The 21,152-nt window shown below is 43.8% G+C and carries 19 protein-coding genes; 2 read left to right on the top strand and 17 right to left on the bottom strand.

Annotation, left to right across the window (positions count from 1 at the left end; translation table 11 throughout):
- Positions 1–24: 24 nt before the first annotated feature.
- Positions 25–711, bottom strand: coding sequence for a ribonuclease III (rnc, locus tag ECA01S_RS08920; protein WP_067394217.1), 687 nt, complete (start codon positions 709–711; stop codon positions 25–27).
- Between the two features lie 193 nt (positions 712–904).
- Between rnc and ECA01S_RS08915 the strand changes: the two genes are divergently transcribed.
- Complete coding sequence (locus ECA01S_RS08915; RefSeq protein WP_067394214.1) at positions 905–2,431, top strand: AMP-binding protein; 1,527 nt, start codon at positions 905–907, stop codon at positions 2,429–2,431.
- A 95-nt stretch (positions 2,432–2,526) separates the two neighbouring features.
- Here the strand turns inward: ECA01S_RS08915 and ECA01S_RS08910 are convergent, their stop codons facing one another.
- From ECA01S_RS08910 to ECA01S_RS08865, 10 genes are all read right to left on the bottom strand, one after another.
- Positions 2,527–4,314, bottom strand: a complete 1,788-nt coding sequence (locus ECA01S_RS08910; RefSeq protein ID WP_067394212.1) for an oligopeptide ABC transporter substrate-binding protein — start codon at positions 4,312–4,314, stop codon at positions 2,527–2,529.
- 15 nt (positions 4,315–4,329) lie between these two features.
- Entirely contained in the window at positions 4,330–5,247 is a 918-nt protein-coding gene (locus ECA01S_RS08905) for an ABC transporter permease (protein WP_067394210.1), read from the bottom strand.
- Between the two features lie 23 nt (positions 5,248–5,270).
- Positions 5,271–6,227 (bottom strand): oligopeptide ABC transporter permease, encoded by a 957-nt coding sequence (gene opp4B / locus ECA01S_RS08900; protein WP_067394207.1) that lies wholly within the window; start codon positions 6,225–6,227, stop codon positions 5,271–5,273.
- Entirely contained in the window at positions 6,227–7,174 is a 948-nt protein-coding gene (locus ECA01S_RS08895) for an ABC transporter ATP-binding protein (RefSeq protein ID WP_067394205.1), read from the bottom strand. The genes opp4B and ECA01S_RS08895 overlap by 1 nt, the downstream gene beginning before the upstream one ends.
- The gene (locus tag ECA01S_RS08890) at positions 7,175–8,194 is read right to left on the bottom strand and encodes an ABC transporter ATP-binding protein (protein WP_067394202.1); all 1,020 of its coding nucleotides are present in this window, start codon (positions 8,192–8,194) and stop codon (positions 7,175–7,177) included. It lies immediately after the preceding gene.
- A 266-nt stretch (positions 8,195–8,460) separates the two neighbouring features.
- Entirely contained in the window at positions 8,461–8,700 is a 240-nt protein-coding gene (gene acpP / locus ECA01S_RS08885) for an acyl carrier protein (RefSeq protein WP_067394200.1), read from the bottom strand.
- A 143-nt stretch (positions 8,701–8,843) separates the two neighbouring features.
- Entirely contained in the window at positions 8,844–9,845 is a 1,002-nt protein-coding gene (gene plsX / locus ECA01S_RS08880; protein WP_067394197.1) for a phosphate acyltransferase PlsX, read from the bottom strand.
- Between the two features lie 10 nt (positions 9,846–9,855).
- On the bottom strand, positions 9,856–11,877 hold the full coding sequence (gene recG / locus ECA01S_RS08875) for an ATP-dependent DNA helicase RecG (protein WP_067394194.1): 2,022 nt from the start codon (positions 11,875–11,877) through the stop codon (positions 9,856–9,858).
- A 75-nt stretch (positions 11,878–11,952) separates the two neighbouring features.
- Positions 11,953–13,635, bottom strand: a complete 1,683-nt coding sequence (fakA, locus tag ECA01S_RS08870) for a DAK2 domain-containing protein (protein ID WP_067394191.1) — start codon at positions 13,633–13,635, stop codon at positions 11,953–11,955.
- Positions 13,636–13,674: 39 nt separating this feature from the next.
- Positions 13,675–14,037, bottom strand: coding sequence for an Asp23/Gls24 family envelope stress response protein (locus ECA01S_RS08865; protein ID WP_067394188.1), 363 nt, complete (start codon positions 14,035–14,037; stop codon positions 13,675–13,677).
- Between the two features lie 264 nt (positions 14,038–14,301).
- Between ECA01S_RS08865 and rpmB the strand changes: the two genes are divergently transcribed.
- Complete coding sequence (gene rpmB / locus ECA01S_RS08860) at positions 14,302–14,490, top strand: 50S ribosomal protein L28 (protein ID WP_010756473.1); 189 nt, start codon at positions 14,302–14,304, stop codon at positions 14,488–14,490.
- 96 nt (positions 14,491–14,586) lie between these two features.
- Here rpmB and ECA01S_RS08855 read toward each other — a convergent pair whose 3' ends face one another.
- The 6 genes from ECA01S_RS08855 to rsmB all read right to left on the bottom strand — a co-directional run bounded on the left by ECA01S_RS08855 (position 14,587) and on the right by rsmB (position 21,144).
- Positions 14,587–15,222: a thiamine diphosphokinase gene (locus tag ECA01S_RS08855; RefSeq protein WP_067394185.1), complete on the bottom strand. Its 636-nt coding sequence runs from the start codon at positions 15,220–15,222 to the stop codon at positions 14,587–14,589.
- Positions 15,219–15,872, bottom strand: a complete 654-nt coding sequence (gene rpe / locus ECA01S_RS08850; protein WP_067394182.1) for a ribulose-phosphate 3-epimerase — start codon at positions 15,870–15,872, stop codon at positions 15,219–15,221. Before rpe ends, ECA01S_RS08855 begins: the two co-directional genes overlap by 4 nt.
- A 9-nt stretch (positions 15,873–15,881) precedes the next feature.
- Positions 15,882–16,766, bottom strand: a complete 885-nt coding sequence (gene rsgA / locus ECA01S_RS08845) for a ribosome small subunit-dependent GTPase A (RefSeq protein ID WP_067394179.1) — start codon at positions 16,764–16,766, stop codon at positions 15,882–15,884.
- Positions 16,767–16,894: 128 nt separating this feature from the next.
- Positions 16,895–19,069 carry a Stk1 family PASTA domain-containing Ser/Thr kinase gene (gene pknB / locus ECA01S_RS08840; RefSeq protein WP_067394176.1) on the bottom strand — a complete coding sequence of 725 codons (2,175 nt, stop codon included), beginning with the start codon at positions 19,067–19,069 and terminating at the stop codon, positions 16,895–16,897.
- Positions 19,066–19,809 carry a Stp1/IreP family PP2C-type Ser/Thr phosphatase gene (locus tag ECA01S_RS08835; protein ID WP_067394171.1) on the bottom strand — a complete coding sequence of 248 codons (744 nt, stop codon included), beginning with the start codon at positions 19,807–19,809 and terminating at the stop codon, positions 19,066–19,068. The genes pknB and ECA01S_RS08835 overlap by 4 nt, the downstream gene beginning before the upstream one ends.
- Positions 19,810–19,827: 18 nt before the next feature.
- Positions 19,828–21,144 carry a 16S rRNA (cytosine(967)-C(5))-methyltransferase RsmB gene (rsmB, locus tag ECA01S_RS08830; protein ID WP_373277551.1) on the bottom strand — a complete coding sequence of 439 codons (1,317 nt, stop codon included), beginning with the start codon at positions 21,142–21,144 and terminating at the stop codon, positions 19,828–19,830.
- Between the last annotated feature and the right edge of the window lie 8 nt (positions 21,145–21,152).

Raw genomic sequence — 21,152 nt, 5'->3', positions numbered from 1 at the left:
CTAATTGTTTCTCCTTCCAACAGCTTAGAGTTTTGCCAAAGCTGCTTCTGCGGCACTTTGTTCGGCCAATTTCTTTGAGCGTCCTTGCCCTTCGCCAATTCGTTCACCGTCAGCATAGACTTCCGTCCAAAAAATACGGTCATGGGCCGGGCCTTCTTCTTTGACTAAGCGGTATTCGATTTGGACATCCCCACGCCGTTGCAATAGTTCCTGCAAACGGGTCTTGTGATCCATCTCATGTGAAAAAGCACCTGCTGCGATTTTAGGGAAAACCACTGTTTCAATAAAGGCTTTAGCCGCAGCTAAACCTTGATCTAAATATAGCGAGCCTAAGAAAGCTTCAAAAAGGTCACATAACAAGGCTGGTCGTTCGCGACCACCAGAGTTTTCTTCCCCTTTACCTAATTTGACATATTGGTCAAAATGGCATTCTTTGGCAAACTTGGAAAGGCTGTCTTCCCGTACAATTGCCGCACGCATTTTTGTTAGTTTTCCTTCTGGTAATTGTGGAAATTCGCGGTACAAATAGTCGGATACCAGCAATTCTAAAATTGCATCTCCTAAAAATTCCAACCGTTCATTGTCCGCTAATTTCAGTTGGCGATGCTCATTCACATAGGATGAATGGGTGAAAGCTTGTTCCAATAGATCCCCATCATGGAAGAGGATCCCGAAACGTTCATTTAGTTCACGGGTTAATTGATGGTCCATCTTTCACATTCCTTTTTTGTTTATTGATTACTCCTCATTATACTTGCTTTTGACTTTTTTTTAAATGCTTTTCACCCAATCGACTTTTCGCCAGCTTTTCTCAAAAATTCATAGTAGCTGACTGCTTCTTGTGTTATGATAAATGCGCATTTGTAATGTATTACACAAACTTTAACTTAAGGAAGTGTTTTATTTGACGACTGATTTGACTTATCAACCACTAAATCTCTACAACAACTACCGTGACGCTGCTTTGGCAACGCCTGAAGTGTCCATTATTTTAGATGAGCTCTTGCCGGCTTTCCCCGCCTTAGGCTATGAAACGACCTACCAAGCCAGCCATGAGGAAGTCTTGAAACGGGCTGCTCAATTAGCAGCTGCCGGTGTCAAAGCTGGTGATTTCGTGATCCTTTATAAAAGTCCTAAATTTGATACTTATTTATTAGCAGTTGCGGCATCTTACTTAGCTGCCAAACCAGTGATGGTTTCCTATCATTTACCAGCCAGCACCATTGATGTTTTCGTGACGCGTTTAGGTCAGCCTTTCATCGTTTTTGATGAACAAACCGAAGAAAAAGTTGCGCAATTAAGCCATCACCCGTTGGATCACCGCATTGCCATTCGTGATCTGTTACTGCTGCCGGATACACCAGTAGCCCAAACAGAGCTACCACTAGATGAAATTTCTTATGTGACGCATACTTCTGGTACTACCGGTATTCCAAAATTAATTTGCCATTCAGCACGTTCTATGGGCTGGCGCACCAAATGGCAAAAAACAATCTTCACAAAAATTGCAGAGCAAAAATTGGTGGCTTTTCATATCTCACCAGTTCACTCCCGCTTTAACATTGGTGTTTCTTCCCTAATGGCTATGGGCTTTCCTATGATGCCGTTAGCAGGTCACCGTCCCGCACATTTAAGTCGGATGTTGACCCAGTATCAACCGATCGCGCTAGAAACCCATCCTAATAATTTCGTACAGTGGGCTGCTTTGGCGAAAAGTAATCCTGAAGTTTTTGCCAGCCTACGGTATTATCATTCTACTTTTGATGCCATCAATAACCAAACAATGGCGGCCTTTTTAGAAGCAACACAACAGCCTGACCCAATCTTTTTACAAGTGTACGGTCAAAGTGAATGTGGCCCGATGATTTTAAAAGCTCATACTTTAGCTTCTCTGGCAACCTCTGATGCCCGCGACATGGGTGTTGGCTTGGCGGATCTAACGAAAGCCCGGATAACAGATGCTGAGGGCAATGAACTTCCTGTCAATACCAATGGTCATATCCAACTGTATTCAAAAGGTCGTGCCTTAACTTATTACCAAGAAGATGCGCGCTTTGCTGAAAATGTCTACGGTGATTGGTGGGACAGCGGCGACTATGGGCTGATTGCTGAAAACGGTCATTTGTATCTGAAAGACCGCCAAGTGGATCTGATTGAAAACATCGACAGCAACCTAGCCTTAGAAGACTTTTTACTGGATCGTCTGCCTTTCTTAGAAGAAGTCGTAATCGTTCGTGGGAAAGAAAACAGTCCGCAACCGATTTTAGCGGTGGCCCAACAACACGAAATGGACTGGGATGCTTGGTGGGAATTAGTGGCTGATCTGCCCCATCTAAACGAACCAATTTTAATGGCCTTTGAAGATATCCCTCGCACAGCCACGATGAAAGTACAACGATTACAGTTAGAAAAAGAATTAAAAGCGCAATAAGCAAAAGAAACCATTCCTCACTGACTTATCAGGGGGAATGGTTTCTTTTATGATAAAAAGATCAGGCCCTAAGACCTGATCTTTTCTGTATCGTATTATTGACGGTCGTCGCTCGTTACGCCGATTGTAGCCCAAGGGTTAACAGTAGTGTCATAAGCCCAAGTAAAGCCAGTTACACGGTTGTTCATTGGTAACAATTCGTTACGGTAAAGAGTTGGGATTACGTAAGCTTCTTCAAAGGCATATTCTTGCCATGCATCGAAAGCTTCTTTACGTTTTGCATCGTCAAATGAATCTTTTGAATCGATAGCTGCCAACAATTTCGTGTTTTCTTCAGACTCGAAGCGAGTGTAGTTGAAAGCAGAGTTTGGTCCGTACAAGCCGGTAGGTGATGGATCAGAACCAGTACCCCAAGCGCCTTGGAAGACATCGATTTCTGGATCATCATTTTTCAGTTTGTCATAGAACGCTTGGAAGTCAATCAAACGACCAGTTGCGTATTCTACTTTCAAACCAACTTTTTCCCATTGTTGTACATAGTAATCTGCTAATGGTTGTGCAGTTTCGCCACCTGACATAGAAGCAAATTTGATTACTAATTCTTTGCCATCTTTGTCTTCACGGATGCCGTCGCCATTTGTATCTTTGTAGCCAGCGTCATCTAACAATTTGTTGGCTTTATCAAGATCTTCAGTGTAGCCTTTGATCTCTTTATCATGCAATGTACCGAATACTGGTGGGATCAATGTAGTTCCGCCAGTCCGTAGACCATTGTAGAATTTTTCCCCAACAGAGTCGTTGTTCAACGCATAACCCATTGCTTGACGCAATGATTTGTCGGCCATTTTAGAATTTGGATTGTATTCAACTTTACCTTCATCCGCGTTCCATTTACCTAATTTGAAACCAATATAAGTGTAAGCTTGTTCTTCACGACCTAAGATTGTGTAACCAGCTAGATCTTTGTAGCTAGGGTACGTATCTGTTGGCATTACTTTTGCCATGTCGTATTGTTTAGAGTTCAATGCTTCTACAATTGAAGCAGAAGGAACTGACTTGAAGACTACTTTATCTAATTTTGGTTTGTCACCATAGTAGAATTCATTTGGTGTGTATTCTACAGACTCACCAGGTTTAATGTTAGTCATTTTGTATGGTCCAAGTGTTACTGGGCTCTTACGAACTGGATCACTTGATTCCATATCTTTGACAGGAATATCTTTCAAGACATGTTTAGGTGCCGCATAACTCCAAACACCACCACCAGCTTGTTGCATACCTGGGTTTACTTCTTTATATTGGATCTTCACAGTGTGATCGTCTTCTTTAGTGATACCAGAGATCGTATCTGCTTTTTGATCGTGGAAATCTTCCATACCAACAATGTTCGTGAAGGTATTATCGTAACGGATACCTGTGTAATCTTTGTCACCGATGATTTCATAAGAGAAAATCACATCATCAGCTGTCAAAGGTTCACCATCAGACCATTTTACGTTGTCGCGTAATTTGATGGTTGCTGTATTCGCATCTGGGTCGATTTCTAAGTTAGCAATCCCGCCATCAACGATCTTGAAGTCTTTATCCACTAAGAACAAGCCTTCATGAGAAGGTTCCATGTATTGGGCATCATAGTTATCTTGATAGTATTCCCACATGAATAAGCCTTGGAACTGTGTATCTGTTACAACAGCTACATCTAATGTTCCGCCTTCTTTTGCTTCTCCCGCTGGCATTTCCAATGGGAATTTGCTTAGATCCTCTGTTTCAGTGGCACTGTTGCCGCCGCCAGTTGAATCCGTGTTACCACCGCCGCCACAAGCAGCGAATCCAGTTGCAGCAACTACTGTTAATGCAACAAATCCAAAAATCTTTTTCTTCATCCTTTGTCCTCCTCTTTATCCTAGTCGTTGACGAGCATCGGCAGAACGCTTAAATGCTTGACCAACATAATTTATACTCAACATCAATACTAAAATTAGAATTGATGCAGGTAACCAGATCCATTGTTTGTTAACCAGAACGTCTCCGCTGGCAGCAAACCCGATTAATGTTCCCAAACTTGGTACATTTGTCGGCAAACCAAAACCTAAGAAAGTCAGTGTCGTTTCGATCCCGATATTAGCTGCGAAGTTCATGGTCAAGTTGGTGATGATCAATGAACTCAAGTTAGGCATAATTTCGCGGAACATGATTTTAAAATCACTAGTTCCCATCGTTTTCGAAGCACTAACGTAATCCCGGCGACCTTCTGACAAAGTCTTACTCCGGAATAAACGCGCTTTTCCGACCCAATAGAAGGCACTCATAATCCAAATAAAGGACCAGATAGTGTAGCGCGGAATAACAGATACAAATACGATAATAATCAGCATGATTGGTAGGATCATAACGAAATCGACGATACGCATCAAGATGTTATCGATCAAACCGCCATAGTAACCAGAGATAATCCCTAGGCCAACCCCAATGATTGAGGTAACAACTGTGATAGTGAACCCGATCATAATCGAGTTACGGGCACCAATCACTAGCTGACCAAAAATATCACGGCCACCCTCATCTGCCCCCAAAAGGAATTTTGTTCCTTCCATTGAGACAGAACCTGGGGCTGCGTATTTATCTAAAATACTGACATACATTACTTTTGATTGGTCTAGAAAAATCGAACCAATAAAGACGAATAGTAAAATCGCCACTAAAATGACTAATGAAACAATCGCCACTTTATCTTTCAGAAATTCGCGGGCGATGACCCGGAGTCCCATAGGTGGGATACTCTCTTGCCCAACGACATTTTTCTTTTCTTTTGCCATTTTCTTGTTCCCTCCCTTTTAGATTATTGGATCCGGATACGTGGATCAACGATACTCATGATAATGTCAGACAATAATGTCCCTATCAAAGTAGCTAACCCAAGAATCAAGACTAAGGAAGTAATAACGGAGTAATCCCGTTGAACAATACTATCAATAAACAGTTTCCCAATACCAGGATAAGCAAAGATTTTTTCAATAACCACCGAACCGGCAATCAAGGAAGTAATTTCATAGCCCATTTGCGAAGCAATTGGTAAAGAGGCATTCCGGAAAATATGTCGAGTAAAGACTTTTCCTGTTGGTACCCCTTTAGAACGTGCCGTCCGCACAAAGTCTAATGATTTTGAATCGATAACTTCACTACGTAGGTACTGGATCGTTACCGCCGTCCCCAATAATGCCTGGGTGATTGCTGGTAAGATAATATGATACATACGGTCAGTAAAGGCAGCAAAACCGGTCAACCCGATCGTCCCGGTCCCGGTAGTTGGGAACCAACCTAAACGGTAGCCAAAAACAAACAGCATGATCAAAGCAAAAATGAACAATGGCACTGCAAAACTGAAGAAGTTATAAACGACTACCACTTTATCGAACCAAGAGTTTTGGTAACGACCAGCGATCAAACCTAATGGGATCGCAATCAAGTAAGTCAAAATAACCGTTACTAATGAAAGTAACATGGTATTACCAACACGGTCGCCAATCAAATCAGAAACAGGTAGTTTAAAGATAAAACTTTGTCCAAAGTCCCCTTGTACCGCATTGGAAATCCAACGCCAGTATTGTTGAGGCCAAGGATCGTTCAAACCAGCTTTTTCCCGCAACGCTTCAATAACGGCTGGGTCTTGGTTTGGATTGATCAATCCTGTAAATGGATCCCCTGGCATCATTTTTGCCAACATAAAGATTAAGATACTCAGAATAATGACTTGCGGGATCATCAGTAACAAACGACGTAAAATTGTTTTCCACATTATTCAGCACCCCCTGGTTTCAATGCAACTTGATGTGTATCAGAAATCGGGTGCAGGTCATAAACACGACCCGTGTTATCATAATAATCTTTTTGATGGGTGATATATTCTTCTTCTACACGACGACGATTTTCTTTATGGGCTTCGCGATTTGGTACATCAATCCGCGGAATAGCCGAAAGTAAACGTTTTGTATAAATATGTTGCGGATTCGTATAAATATCTTCTCGTGAACCAATCTCAACAAAACGGCCTTTGTACATGATGGCAATGTTGTCACACATATGTTTAACGACCCCTAAGTCATGGGAGATAAACAAGTAGCTCAAGCCGAATTCTTGCTGGATACGTTTCATGAAGTTCAACACCTGCGCCTGAACTGACAAGTCAAGGGCTGATACTGGCTCATCGGCTACGATCAATTTAGGGTTTGTTGCGACCGCTCGGGCCACCCCTAAACGTTGCCGCTGACCACCAGAGAACTCATGGGGATACTTGTAAATTGCATCTTCTGGCATCCCAACGATATCTAACAGATATTTAACGCGTTTCTTTTCTTCCTGATCACTCAGGCGTTCAAAGTTACGAATAGGTTCAGCAATGATATCCAAAACCCGTTTTTTTGGGTTTAAGCTGGACATTGAATCTTGGAAAATCATTTGTACATCACGGTTGTATTCAATCGATTTACGTTTGTGACGAGTTGTTACGTCCGTTCCTTTGTAAATGATCTCGCCGGAAGTAACTTTTTCTAGACCTACGATTGCTTTACCGGTAGTCGATTTACCAGAACCGGATTCTCCTACTAGTCCATAGGTCTTCCCTTTTTCGATCATGAAATCAACACCATCCACCGCGTATACGTGGTCAGTTACACGGTTGAAGAAGCCGCTACGGATTGGATAATGGACTTTCAGATCTTTGATTTGAATTAATTCTTCAGCCATCTACGCTTCTCCTTCTCTAAAATGAAAATGTTGGTAACATGTGCAACGTACCAAATGATTTGGTGCTACTTCATGCAAGGTTGGATTTTCTTCATGGTCGCTTTCTGGAATCCAAGGAATCCGCGGAGCAAACCGACAACCTTTACGAGGTAAGTTCTTCAATGAAGGTACCACGCCTTCAATTACGTGTAGTTCGCTATCATGAGCGTCTTCTTGCGGAATTGAATTTAGCAATGAGCGTGTATAAGGATGTTGTGGGTTTGCAAATAGCTCTTCAGCCGTTGCAACTTCCACGAATTGACCTGCATACATGACAGCCACGCGGTCAGCCATTTCCGCTACAACCCCTAAGTCATGGGTAATAAGGATGATGCCGGCTTCCGTTTCTTCTTGCAAGTCTTTTAATAAGTCCAAAATTTGCGCTTGGATGGTTACGTCCAAAGCGGTGGTTGGTTCATCAGCAATAATAATTGGTGGTTTGCAGGCGATAGCGATGGCGATGATGACCCGTTGTCGCATCCCACCAGATAATTCATGAGGGTATTGACGGGCAACTCGTTCAGGATTAGGAATCCCTACTTGATTCAACAATTCGATCACGCGTGCATGTTGTTGCTCTTTGTCTAAGTCGGTATGGTAAGACAAACCTTCTGAGATTTGGTCTTCAATACGCATCAAAGGATTTAATGCAGACAATGGATCTTGGAAGATCATGCCAATATCATTTCCACGGATCTTATTGTAAAGTGTTTCGTTTAGATTCGTTAGATTGAGTTCGTTGTAAAGCACTTCCCCGGTGATTCGTGTATTATTTGGATCTAATAGACCCATGATCGTGGTGGCTAATGTACTCTTGCCACAGCCGGACTCCCCTACAATCGCCAGAATTTCGTTTTTTTCTAATGTAAAGGAAACGTCATCGACGGCGTCATAAAATTCATCCTTGATACGAAACCCCGTGTGTAGGTTTTGAACATCCAATAATTGGTTATCGGTTGACAAACGAATACCCCTCTCCATCTTTCAATATAGTAGGATTATGTTTTTTTATACATTTCAAATCCCGTCGTAAAGCCGATTTGTGGGCTTCGCAACAAATCTTACTCTTAACCGAGTATAATAGATTCTTAATAATTATATAGAAAACCTTAGTACATTGCAAGATTTTTAAGAACAAAATATGTAGAATTTTCAGAAAAATACCACAAGTAATCGATTCATTCTATAAAAAAATAACAATTGATTAAAATAATTTAATCAATTGTTATTTTATTCACATTCTATTTCTATAAATGGTTGGCAATGTAATCGACAGCCGCTCCTACTGTTTCGATTTGCTCTGCATCTTCATCAGAAATCTCAGTACCAAATTCATCTTCTAATTCCAAGACAAATTCCATGACACTGATCGAGTCGGCGTTAAGGTCATCTTTAATGCTCATCGCATCAGTTACCTTGTCAGCATCAACGTCAAAATGCTTAGCAATGATTGCACTGACTTTTTGAAAAACTTCTTCACGAGTCATTTGCATTCACCTCCAATGGTACGTTTGAAAACGTATTTTTCTGCTAGGTTTCGAGTGACAAACTCCATTTTACTGATAAACTATCCTTTTGTCTATGGATTTTTACAGATTGTTACAAAAAAATGTCGATTTCTTTGCAAAAATCAGCTTTTTTCTGGGGATTGCTCAAAATGACGGACTAATTGTCCCACCACATCGGTAGCCAGCATGGTATGAATTTGACGAATGGTATATCTCACTGCTTCTGGACCAGTTGCCCCATGGGTTTTAATAACCGGTGCTTTCAGACCAAACAATACGGCACCGCCATGTTGCGAGTAGTCCATTTGATTCTTCAAGCCGCGCAAAGCATCCTTCAGCAATAAAGCCCCCATTTTTCCTTTAAGACCTTCATCCAGAATAGCGCCTTTTAATAAGCTCATCATCCCTAAAGCTGTGCCTTCAATAGATTTCAGCACGGCGTTACCAGTAAAGCCGTCAGTGACCACCACATCAGCAACGCCATTCAACAAGTCGCGGGCTTCCACGTTGCCGACAAAATTCAGATCTTCGGCACTTAAAAGTTCGTAAGCTTTTTTCGTCAGCTCGCTGCCTTTTGATGCCTCGGTACCATTATTCAATAACCCTACCCGCGGATTTTTAACACCGCGGACTTGGGCGGCGTAAAAAGAACCTAGTACGCCATATTGCGCCAAGTGTTCCGGACGATTCTCCGCATTGGCGCCAAGGTCCATAAAGTCAAAGCCACCTTCTTTGCCTAGAACGGGCAGCGTAGACATCAAGCCTGGACGTTCAATATTTTTGATACGGCCAATGATGAATAAACCAGCCGCTAATAAAGCCCCTGTGTTTCCCGCGGAAAAAATCGCATCTGCTTCGCCATTTTTCACGGCCTGGGCCGCCAAGACCATTGATGCTTGTTTCTTACGGCGAATCGCTTTGACTGGTTCGTCATCGCTATTGATTTTTTCTTCCGTATGGATAATAGTGATGTTGGTTTCGTCTGTCAAGAAAGGACGGATTGCATCTTCCTTCCCATATAATTGAAATTCAATCTCGGGGAAATCTTGTTTCGCCAGCATAACCCCTTCTACAATTGCTTGAGGCGCATTGTCGCCGCCCATCGCATCTACTGCAATTCTCATTGTCTTCCTCCTAATCAAAATGCTGCGTTGCCGCTGCTAATTGTAAGTTTTCACGTAATACTTGATATTCCGGTTGTTGCCACCAGTCCTGTTGCCATAACAGCTGGGCTTCCAGTCTGGCTGCCTCTAAGATTGGCTGGTCCAAAATCAAATCAGCAACATGAAATTCTGGCATGCCTGATTGCCGATTACCAAAAAGTTCACCTTGTCCGCGCATTTCTAAATCTTTTTCACTAAGGACAAAGCCATTATTGGTTTCGGTCATGATTTTCATCCGTTCGACGCCCATTTCATTTTTAGGTGCCGCAATCAAGATACAATAAGAAGCATCAGCGCCTCGGCCTACCCGCCCCCGCAGCTGATGGAGTTGGGCTAACCCAAAACGATCGGCATCCATAATCAGCATCACCGTCGCATTAGGCACATTGACGCCCACTTCAATGACGGTGGTGGAAACCAAAAGCTGTAACTCATTATCCTTAAAGGACTGCATAATATGATCTTTTTCAGCCGCCTTCATCTTACCATGCAAAAGTCCAGCTTGATAGTTAGGGGCAAAATAATCTTGGACGTGTTGGAAGATTTCGGTCGCGTTTTTAACATCTAAGGCTTCCGATTCTTCAATCAAGGGACAAATCACATAACACTGGTGCCCTTTTTTAAGCTCTGTTCCCACCCAATGGAGCACATCATCAAACTGAGGTGGCCGGACCCAACGCGTCTCAATGGGAATCCTTCCTGCTGGTAGTTCATCAATAATGGAAACATCCATCTCGCCATATGCTGTGATAGCTAACGTTCTGGGGATTGGTGTGGCGGTCATGAATAACACATCTGGCTGATGCCCCTTCTCGCGGAAGATGCGCCGCTGATTGACCCCGAAGCGGTGCTGCTCATCGGTAATCACAAGCCCTAGTTTATGGTAATGGACTTCCTCTTGAATCAAGGCGTGCGTTCCCACAATCACATCAATCGTGCCATCAGCTAAGTCTGCTAAGATTTCGCGGCGCTCCTTCGTTTTCGTAGAGCCCGTCAATAAAGCCACACGAACTTGCTCACCAAACAGCCCCTGCAAACTTTCTAAATGCTGCTGCGCCAAAATTTCAGTAGGCACCATTAAGGCTCCTTGAAAGCCAGCAGTCTTCACGGCATATAAAGCAATAGCAGCGACAACGGTCTTGCCACTACCAACGTCCCCTTGCAAAAGGCGTTGCATATGTTCCGGTTTTCGCAGGTCCGCACAAATCTCATTGGTTACTCGTTTTTGAGCTTGCGTCAATTCGAAGGGAAGTTGTTGGGTAAAATTTTTCAGCGCTAGTACATCATAGGGAATCTGGGTGCCGTGGCGCGCGGCTTTCTCTTGCCGTTTCAGCCCCTGGATCTTCATTTGAAAGAAGAATAACTCCTCAAAGGCTAGACGCCGCTTGGCTTGATGGTGTTCGGCTGGATCGACGGGAAAATGCATCTGATAAACAGCTTTTTCCCTTGGTAAAAGTCGATATTTTTCCAATAAACTTGCGGGAAGATTTTCCTTCAAAAGCTCCCCATATAATGGAAAAGCCGTCTGAATCAGTTGAATCAGGGTACTCTGGCGCACGTGCTTATTAACATGGTAGATGGGATCGAACTCATTGGTAGTGGCTAAAATCTTCATGCCATTTAGCGATTTACGTTTAGCATCCCATTTCCCATAAACCGCGATTTCTTGCCCCTCTACCACTTTATCTTTTAGAAATGCCTGATTAAAAAAGGAAACATTGATGACGGCGTGGTCTTGCATCATCCGAAACAGCAAGCGATTTTTCTTATAACCATAATGGCTAACTACTGCTTCCGAAATGACGGTTCCCTTTAAGGTCACTTTTTCCTGATCCTGGATTTCCAATAGATTTTTCTCTTGGATATCGTCATAGCGGAAAGGATAATAGGTCAATAAGTCCTCCACCGTGCGAATCCCCAATTCTTGCAAATGCTCGGCTCGTTTAGGACCAACGCCACTTAGCACAGTAATGGAATCTTGCAGGGTCCTCATCCATAATTCCCCCTTTCATCTGTAATTGAAAAAGAGCCGGGATCAACTCAAAGAGTTGTCCCAGCTCTAGCAAAGTTATTCCGCTGAGAACAGGTACGGATAAACCGGCTGATCTCCTTGGTGAATCTCTAATTCCAAGTCATCATGATCTTCTTCCAAAGCGTTAGCCAACTCTTCAGCTTGCGCTTGCGAGCCGCCTTCACCCACGATGATCGTCACAATCTCAGTGTCCGGTTGGATCATTTTATTTAACGTTTCTAGTGAAGATTTGAAAATATCGCGTTCTGAGACTACGATTTTTCCATCAATCATCCCTAAATAATCATCTTTTTTAATAGCTACGCCGTCAATCGTCGTATCACGAACTGCCGTGGTTACTTGACCACTGACTACGCTTTCTAACATGTGAATCATGCTAGCGCGGTTTTCTTCCAAATCAGCTTGATCATTGAAGGCCAACATCGCAGTCATCCCTTGGGAGATCGTTTTTGTTGGTACCACTGCCACTGCTACGTCACTGACTTCTGCAGCTTGATCTGCGGCCATAAAGATATTTTTATTATTTGGTAAAACAATGACTTGTTCCGCGTTGACTTCCTTGATAGCTTTCAAGATGTCTTCGGTACTTGGGTTCATTGTTTGACCGCCACTAATGATATAGTTGGCGCCTAAACTACGGAAAAGTTCTTGAACACCTTCGCCAGCGGCAATCGCGATGATTCCGTATGGCTTGCGGGCTTCAGCTTCATCAGCAAATTCTGCGACTTGTTGATCATGCTCCAAGATAGATTCATGTTGCAAGCGCATATTGTCGACTTTGATTTTTACCAAAGAACCAAATTTTTGCCCGTAATTCATGACTTCACCCGGGTGTTCCGTGTGCACGTGAACTTTGATAATTTCATCATCATTCACTACTAATAAAGAATCACCTAAGCCGTCCAAATAGTTCCGGAAGTCTTCGTAGTCAAACTCGCTGTCCACCGTTGGACCTTCGCCGATTTGAACCATGATTTCAGTACAGTAACCAAATTTGATATCTTCCGTTGCCATGTGACCTTGCACACTGCGGTGATGTTCAGCATTCACCATTTCATCCATTTCAGCGGGCGTGATTTCATATAATTCAGATTGTTCAAATTTGCCAGATAGCGCTTCATAAAAGCCTTCATAAATAAATAGCAGACCTTGGCCGCCGCTATCTACTACGCCGACTTCTTTTAAAACTGGCAATAATTCTGGTGTTTTCGCCAATGAGCGTTTTGCCCCTTGAACGACTGCTTCCATTACGGCGATGCAGTCATCGCTGTCTTTGGCACGACGTTCCCCAGCTTTAGCTGCTTCACGAGCAACGGTTAAAATTGTTCCTTCAACAGGTTTCATTACGGCTTTATAAGCTGTTTCTACCCCATGAGTAAAAGCTTTTGCTAAATCGCCAGCTGTCAATGTTTCTACATCAGGAATCTGTTTTGAAAAGCCACGGAATAGCTGTGACAAAATAACGCCAGAATTCCCGCGAGCTCCCATCAATAAACCTTTTGATAATACATTCGCCAACTCGCCCACTTTTTCTGAGCGTGAATCGATTACAGCTTTCGCGCCACTGGTCATCGATAAATTCATATTGGTTCCTGTATCACCGTCCGGTACAGGAAAGACATTTAATGAATTGACATATTCTGCATTCGCCTGCAAGCGACTAGCACCAGCCTGAACCATTTCTTGGAACTGACTCGCACTTATATTTGTTACCTTCACCTAAATAATCCTCCTTCAGATTCACTGACTGGCCTATGCCTAATCAGGTAACACCCGTACGCCTTGTACAAAAACGTTGACTGAGTTTGCGGTAACACCCAGCATTGTTTCCAAATTGTACTTCACTTTTTCTTGTACGTTGCGGGAAACTTCCGAAATCTTGGTACCATAACTAACAATCGTATACACATCGACTGCGATACCATTTTCTTCTTGTCGTACGACAACGCCACGGGAGTAGTTTTCTTTTCTTAAAATTTCATTGAGATTATCTTTGATTTGATTTTTGCTTGCCATGCCGACAATGCCATAAATGTCTGTTGCTGCACCGCCAACTACTGTTGCGATTACTTCATTTGCAATTTCAATGGTGCCTGCTTGGGTTTTGATTTTTACAGCCATTGAGCCATCCTCCTTCAGGGATTTCCTATTTTCTCCCACTTATTTTATCATAGGGGTAGGGTAAAAGAAAGAAACTGTCATCTTTTTACACCGACAGTTATTCTTTACGACATGACCTGACATTGCTATAATTTACCTGTTTTGCATGAAAATGTCAATATTATTTCAAAAGACTTGCTTGCAAAAGTGGACTGACTATGATAAATTATTTTAGTATGAGCTGAATACTATCGCTCCAACATCAAGGCAAAGGAGGAATTTATAATGGCAAAAGTTTGTTACTTTACTGGTCGTAAAACCAGCAGCGGCAATAACCGTTCTCACGCGATGAATGCTACAAAGCGTACGGTTAAACCTAACTTACAAAAAGTTCGCGTTATGATCGATGGCAAACCTAAAAAAGTTTGGGTGTCAACTCGTGCTTTGAAATCTGGAAAAGTTGAGCGTGTTTAATCATAACTTTCTACCGTTATCTCTTTGAGGTAACGGTTTTTTTGTGCCACAATAGCCCCTAAGCTGCTCGAGCTTAGGGGCTATTGTTTATTTGCTTTAGGCGTCGCGACTTTGAATCACGGCAATCAAACCACTGGCAAATGAAAAGTCAGCCGTGTCCGTCAGAAATTCATTACTGGCATATGAGGTTGGTACTTTGACTGCAACATCTGTCAGTGTATATTTACTCCCTGTCAAGGTCAAATGAGTCACAGGCGTCAGACAACAATAGGCTAAATAATGCATATCCGCCACTTTTGCTACCGTATAGTTACCAGGCAGATAAAAGCGAATCACGTTCTGGCGATCCCGTAGTTCTAGTTGTGACAAATAAGGTTGGAAGCGCGGTTCCAAAGGAAGCCATAAGTTTGCCAAAAAATGGTCTAAGCGGCCACCCGTCGCCCCTAACAAAGTTACTTCTGCTTCCTGCCAACGCTGCCACACCTCTAAAAGCGCCAACTGAACATCTGTATCATCTTTTTCAGGAATTGATTGTTTGATTGCTGGAACCTGTTGCGAAACGCGAACCCATTCCGCCGGTGATAGCGAATCAAAATCACCGACAGCCAAGCTGACGGGTAGGCCTTGCTCTAGCAAGACCATCGTCCCGTGATCAACACCGACATAATGATCAGCCGGCGGAATCACGGGCATGACCACCTGCGGCCCACCGGCGACCACGACTACTTTCATTCTCCCAAGGCCTCCCGTAAGGCATCGATCCGATCTTTCGGGCTTTCCGCATTATAAATGTAGGAACCTGCTACAAACACATTGGCACCAGCAGCTTTACAGATTTTAGCTGTTTCGGGATCAATGCCACCGTCTACCTCGATATCGTAATGGTAGCCTTTTTCCGCTTTTAATTCCGCCAGTCGCGCAATTTTACTCACTGTCTCTTCAATAAAGCTTTGACCACCAAATCCCGGGTTAACGGTCATAATCAATACTTGATCGGCCATTGATAACACATGCTCGATCATGGCAACTGGAGTCCCTGGGTTGATGACGACCCCGGCTTTAACACCAGCATTTTTGAGCATTTGCATGCCTCGATGGATATGGGGGGAAGCCTCTTGATGAATCGTAATAATGTCAGCCCCAGCTTTCGCAAAATCGTCGATAAAACGTTCTGGTTCCGTAATCATTAGATGGACATCTAATGGCAACTTCGTCACCGGCCGAATCGCGGAAACGATATTGGGTCCCAAGGTGATGTTGGGCACAAATTGCCCATCCATCACGTCAACGTGGATATAATCAGCACCAGCATGTTCCACTAGTTGGATATCCCGCGCCAGATTGGCAAAGTCAGCACTTAAAATAGAAGGAGCAATTTTCATAATAGATTCCTACTTTCTCTTTTTATAGATAGGTTTACGATTTTCGATTTCCGTCAAAAATTGCACATAGTGATCATACCGATCTTGAGCGATTTCACCTGTAGTCACTTGACGCTTCACTTCGCAACCGGGTTCTTTGCGGTGCATACATTCGCGGAAACGGCAATGGACTGAGGCCCGCACAAACTCTGGAAACTGTTTGGGCAGCTCGCTGGTTTCCATTTCTAAAAAATCAATCGAACTAAAGCCAGGAGTATCCGCAACTAGCCCGTCATACAAAGGCAGGAGTTCTACATGACGCGTGGTATGTTTGCCTCGGCCTAGGTAAGTCGAGATTTCACCAGTTGCTAGCTTCAGTTGGGGTGCAATCGCATTTAACAGCGTAGATTTACCTGCACCGGATTGTCCCATAAAAACGGTCAATCGTTCTGGAAATAACCGTATCAATTCTTGGGTAGCGCTCACGCCATCGGCAATCAAAACCTCATAGCCAATCGCCATATAGATTCTCTGGATTTCCCGAATCGCCTGCCGCTCATTTTCACTTGCAAGATCATATTTAGTAAAATAAATGACTGGCTGGATGCCTTCATATTCAAGGGTTACTAAAAAGCGGTCCAGCAAATTAGTAGAGTAATTAGGTTCTACGATACTCATGACAATCACACCCAAATCCACATTTGCCAGTGGCGGGCGGACTAATTCATTTTTTCGCGGTAAAATCTCCAATAAATAGCCATCTGTTGGGTTATCACTGGAAAAAATCACTTGGTCGCCAACTAGCGGGGTGATTTTACGATTGCGAAAATTCCCACGGGCGCGGGTTTGAAGTGTTTCTCCGTCTTTATAGACATAATAAAAACCACTTAGGGCTTTTCGGATCTGTCCTTGCATGCTTTCGCCTCCTCGTGTTTCATTCTACCATAATTTCGAAAGAGGATTCTGAAAAAACATCGGGTTCCCAATACAAAAAAATCTTCAGAAAGCAGACCCTTGTCTGCCTTCTGAAGATCTTATCTTCATTAATCATTACTACTAGTATTGGTTTCACTATTACCGGTGCTAGTTTGAGTTTGATCGGGGCCAGTAGAAAATACGATAGTCACCGTACTACCAGCATTCACCTCTGTACCCGCGCCTGGTTCCGTGCGAATCACTTCGCCAGAAGGAATACTATTGGATGGTTCACTGCGTTCAATCGTGCTAAGTCCCGCATCCGACATGTATTTACGCGCCTCACTCTTAGAATAGTTACTGATATCTTCCAGTGTAACTTTTCCTGTGCCTGTGCTGACTTCCAAGGTAACAGTATCGTTGCTTGGTGTCACATCACTACCGGCATCTTTACTTTGACTAATGACTTTACCGGCTGCCACTGAATCATCGGTTTTCTCTTGCACCACGATATGGTCATCAGAGAAGCCCAATTCTTTCAAAGTAGCTACTGCATCATCTTTATTTTTATTCACCAGATTTGGCATTTTTTCCTTTTTCGCTCCGCTGCTGACAGTCAACTCAACAACTGCGTCACGGTTAACTTCTGCATAGGCACCTGGACTTTGATCAATGACCACACCATCGGCCGCCGAATTACTAGCAACTTTGGTAATTTTGATGTTTCCTTCGGCAATACCTTTTGAAACAAGATCATTCACCGCATTTTGTTGTGTGCCGCCAATGTAATCCCCGATTTGGAACGCTTGCGGTCCTTTGCTGACAGTCAAGGTAATCGTATCTTTTTTGGGATCCACTTCAGCATCTACAGCTGGGTCTTGCTTAATAATTTTATCTTTATCAACGGAATCGCTAAACTCTTCTTCTTCAATAATCCGGTCTTTGGTAAACCCAAGCTCCAACAAATCAGCTTTTACGTCGTCTAGGCTCTGCCCTTCATAGCTTACCAGTTTAACTTTTTCGGTACCACTGCTGACATAAAGGACGACTTTTTTACCCGGTTTGACTTCGTCACCAGCAGCTGGGTTGGTTTTCACTACATGACCTTCTTCGATTTCATCATCCGGTACTTCGCGAACTTTGTCATCGACGGCTAATTTAGCATCTTGTAACTGCTGTCTAGCAGCCGCTTCTGTCAGATTAGTCACATCAGGCACCACCACAGCTTTAGAGCCAGAAAAGGCATAAACCAAGCCGCCGATAGCAAATACCCCCAGAATAGCCGCAATAATTAAAAGCAGTTTTTTCTTACGAGACATTTTCTTTTTGACGGGTTTTACGGGTTCTATTACCGGCTCCTCCACAGGTGTCTCCATTTGTTTGAAGGCTTCCGGCATTGGGGTGGTGTCCGTAATAGGATCGATGATTCGCGTTTCTTCTAGCATCGCACTTGGTGCAAAGGGAACCTCATTCGCTCGCTCAGGTGATAAAACGGTCCGCAAATCTTCTGACATCTCATCCACCGTTTTATAGCGGTCAGCCGGATCTTTAGCCGTTGCTTTCATCACCACATTTTCCAACGCTTGCGGAATATTCCCGTCCACGTTGCGGACTGAAGGGATCTCATCTTGGAAATGCTTTAAGGCGATAGTCACCGCTGACTCACCGTCAAACGGAACATTACCAGTCAACATCTCATACAAAATAATCCCCATAGCATAAATATCTGATTGGTTAGTGGCCATGCTGCCTCGTGCTTGCTCTGGCGACATATAGTGGACAGAGCCTAACAAGGTATTCGTTTGTGTCAAAGAGGTCTCTGATAACGCAATGGCAATCCCAAAATCGGTAATCTTCACCACACCATTTTCATCCACCAGAATATTTTGCGGCTTTAAGTCACGGTGAATAATGCGGTGCGCGTGAGCCAAAGACATGGCAGACAGAATCTGCTCCATGATATCTACGACCCGCTCGTAAGGAATCGGATAGTATTGTTGGATATAGCGTTTCAAATCCATGCCTTTCACGTATTCCATCACCAAATACTGCAAATCATCTTCTTCGCCGACATCATAGACACTGACAATGTTGGGGTGCACCAATTCCGTTGCTGCCAACGCCTCACGCTGGAAACGGCGAATTGCCGCCTTGTCATTTTGGAAGTCAAAGCGCAGGACTTTGATTGCCACGTCACGATCTAGGATTAAATCATGTGCTAAAAATACATTTGCCATACCACCACTACCAATGTTGCCGATGATTTTGTAGCGGCCACTCAATTTCGAGCCGATGTCAATCATTGTCCTGCCTCCTCTCCCAGTGCAATCAAGAGCACGGTAATATTATCTGATCCGCCAGCTTCATTGGCTAGAAAAATCAAACGTTCATTTTTGTCCACTAAAGAACCTGGTCCATTGACAACTTCAGCTATCGTGGCATCGCTGACCATATTCGTCAAGCCGTCCGAACAGAATAGTAAATAATCATCGGCTGTCCATTGAATCGTCGTTACGTCCACCTCTACTGTACCAGGCATGCCAATCGAACGCGTCAGCACATTTTTCCGTGGATGGTTAGCCGCCATTTCTTGAGTGATTTCCCCCGATTTCACCAGCTCGTTCACTAAGGAATGATCCTCCGTCAATTGACGAATCTGACCGTCTCTTAGGAGATAGGCCCGGCTATCCCCTACGTGAGCTAATGCGAAAACTTCTGGAAATAAGATTGCTGCGACTAGTGTCGTGCCCATGCCTAATAGCTCTGGTTGTTCCTGACCGGTGCGATTGATTACTTCATTTTCTTGTTGAAATTGACGAATCAACCATTGTATTGCTTTCTCAGGCGTTTCTGTCACGGTTTGCTGCCAATCTTCGCCTAGATTGCTAACTGCCATCTGACTGGCTACGTCTCCCGCTTGGTGACCGCCCATGCCATCTGCTAAAACCGCAAGTAATTGACCCGTTTGATTTTCAAACACAGCCGCATAGTCTTGGTTTGTATTACGCCGTCTACCGACATCAGTTTGGATGTTAAATCTCATGATTTCACCTCGTTGCCTTTATTTCCGCCGCATACAACAAATAAAGAAGCCATCTGTATGCAAGGAGTGTGGATACAACATCAGCATATCCTCTTGAACAAAGGGCTGAACCGCTGCATCTACTTCTACAGGAATCTTTTCAAATTCAGGATGCCGTGCCAGAAAAGCCGCTACGACTTCCTGATTTTCTTCTGCTACGATCGTACAAGTACTATAAGTTATTATACCCGAAGGTTTGACCGTTTGAGCAGCACTTTCCAAAATTTCCAGTTGAATTTTAGGAAGTTGAGCAAAATCCGCTGCCGTTTTATGATATTTGATATCTGGCTTGCGGCGCATCAGTCCTAAGCCTGAACATGGGGCATCCACTAAAACCCGGTCAAATTGTTCACCAGTTGCGCCAATTTTGCGGGCGTCTAGTTGACGAGTCTCTACAACATCGGTCACATGCAAACGAGCAGCATTTTGTTGAATTAATTTAATTTTGTGAGCATGGATATCTAAGGCTGTCACCTTGCCACCTTGATCCGCCTCAAGGAAACTGGCGATATGGGTGGTTTTCCCGCCTGGCGCCGCGCAAGCATCCAGAACCTGGGCATCCGGCGTCAAACGCATAGTTGGCGCAACGAGCATGGAACTTTCGTCCTGGATGGTTAATCCCCCATACTGAAACAATTGGCTGCTGGCTAAATGTCCCCGTTCAGCCACTACCCCGTAAGGCGACACTTCACTAGGCAACACCTCAATGCCATCGGCGGCTAAAGCACTAATGGCTTCTGCTCGAGGAATACCGTTTACGCGGGCGCTAACATGAGCGGGCTCTAAGAGTGCTTCCCCTAATTGCCGCGTTTCCGCTAAACCGATTTGTTCCGCTAACTTTTCTACTAACCAAACAGGTAAGCTGACCGCTAAGGCCGTTTCTTGCAGCGGATCAGTTTGCGGCAATTCCGGGAGGCCGCGACGTTGGGCATTACGTAAGACACCATTAACTAATTTGCTGACGCCGATATTTCCACGCTTTTTCGCAATTTCTACCGCTTCATTGATAACCGCGTGGGCCGGAATTCGGTCTAGGAAAAACATCTGGTAAAAGCTCATAGCTAAAAGCGTCTCCACCCAAGCCTCCAGCTTACGGTCCACAAATTGGCTGATGTAGTAGTTCAAAGTCAATTTGCGAGCAGTCGTCCCGTAGACTAGTTCCGTAAAGAGACCTCGGTCGGCCGGGATCCACTGCTGCTGATTAATCACATCATTTAATAATAAGTTAGAATAGGCGCCGCCCTTTTCAATTCGCTCCAATGTTTGTAGTGCCTGAAAGCGAACGGACTTTTTCATTGCTGCTG

The organism is Enterococcus canis NBRC 100695 (assembly GCF_001544375.1).
Taxonomy (GTDB): Bacteria; Bacillota; Bacilli; order Lactobacillales; family Enterococcaceae; genus Enterococcus_H; species Enterococcus_H canis.
The sequence above is the reverse complement of the archived record's forward strand: the minus strand, read 5'-3'. Positions and strand labels throughout refer to the sequence as shown.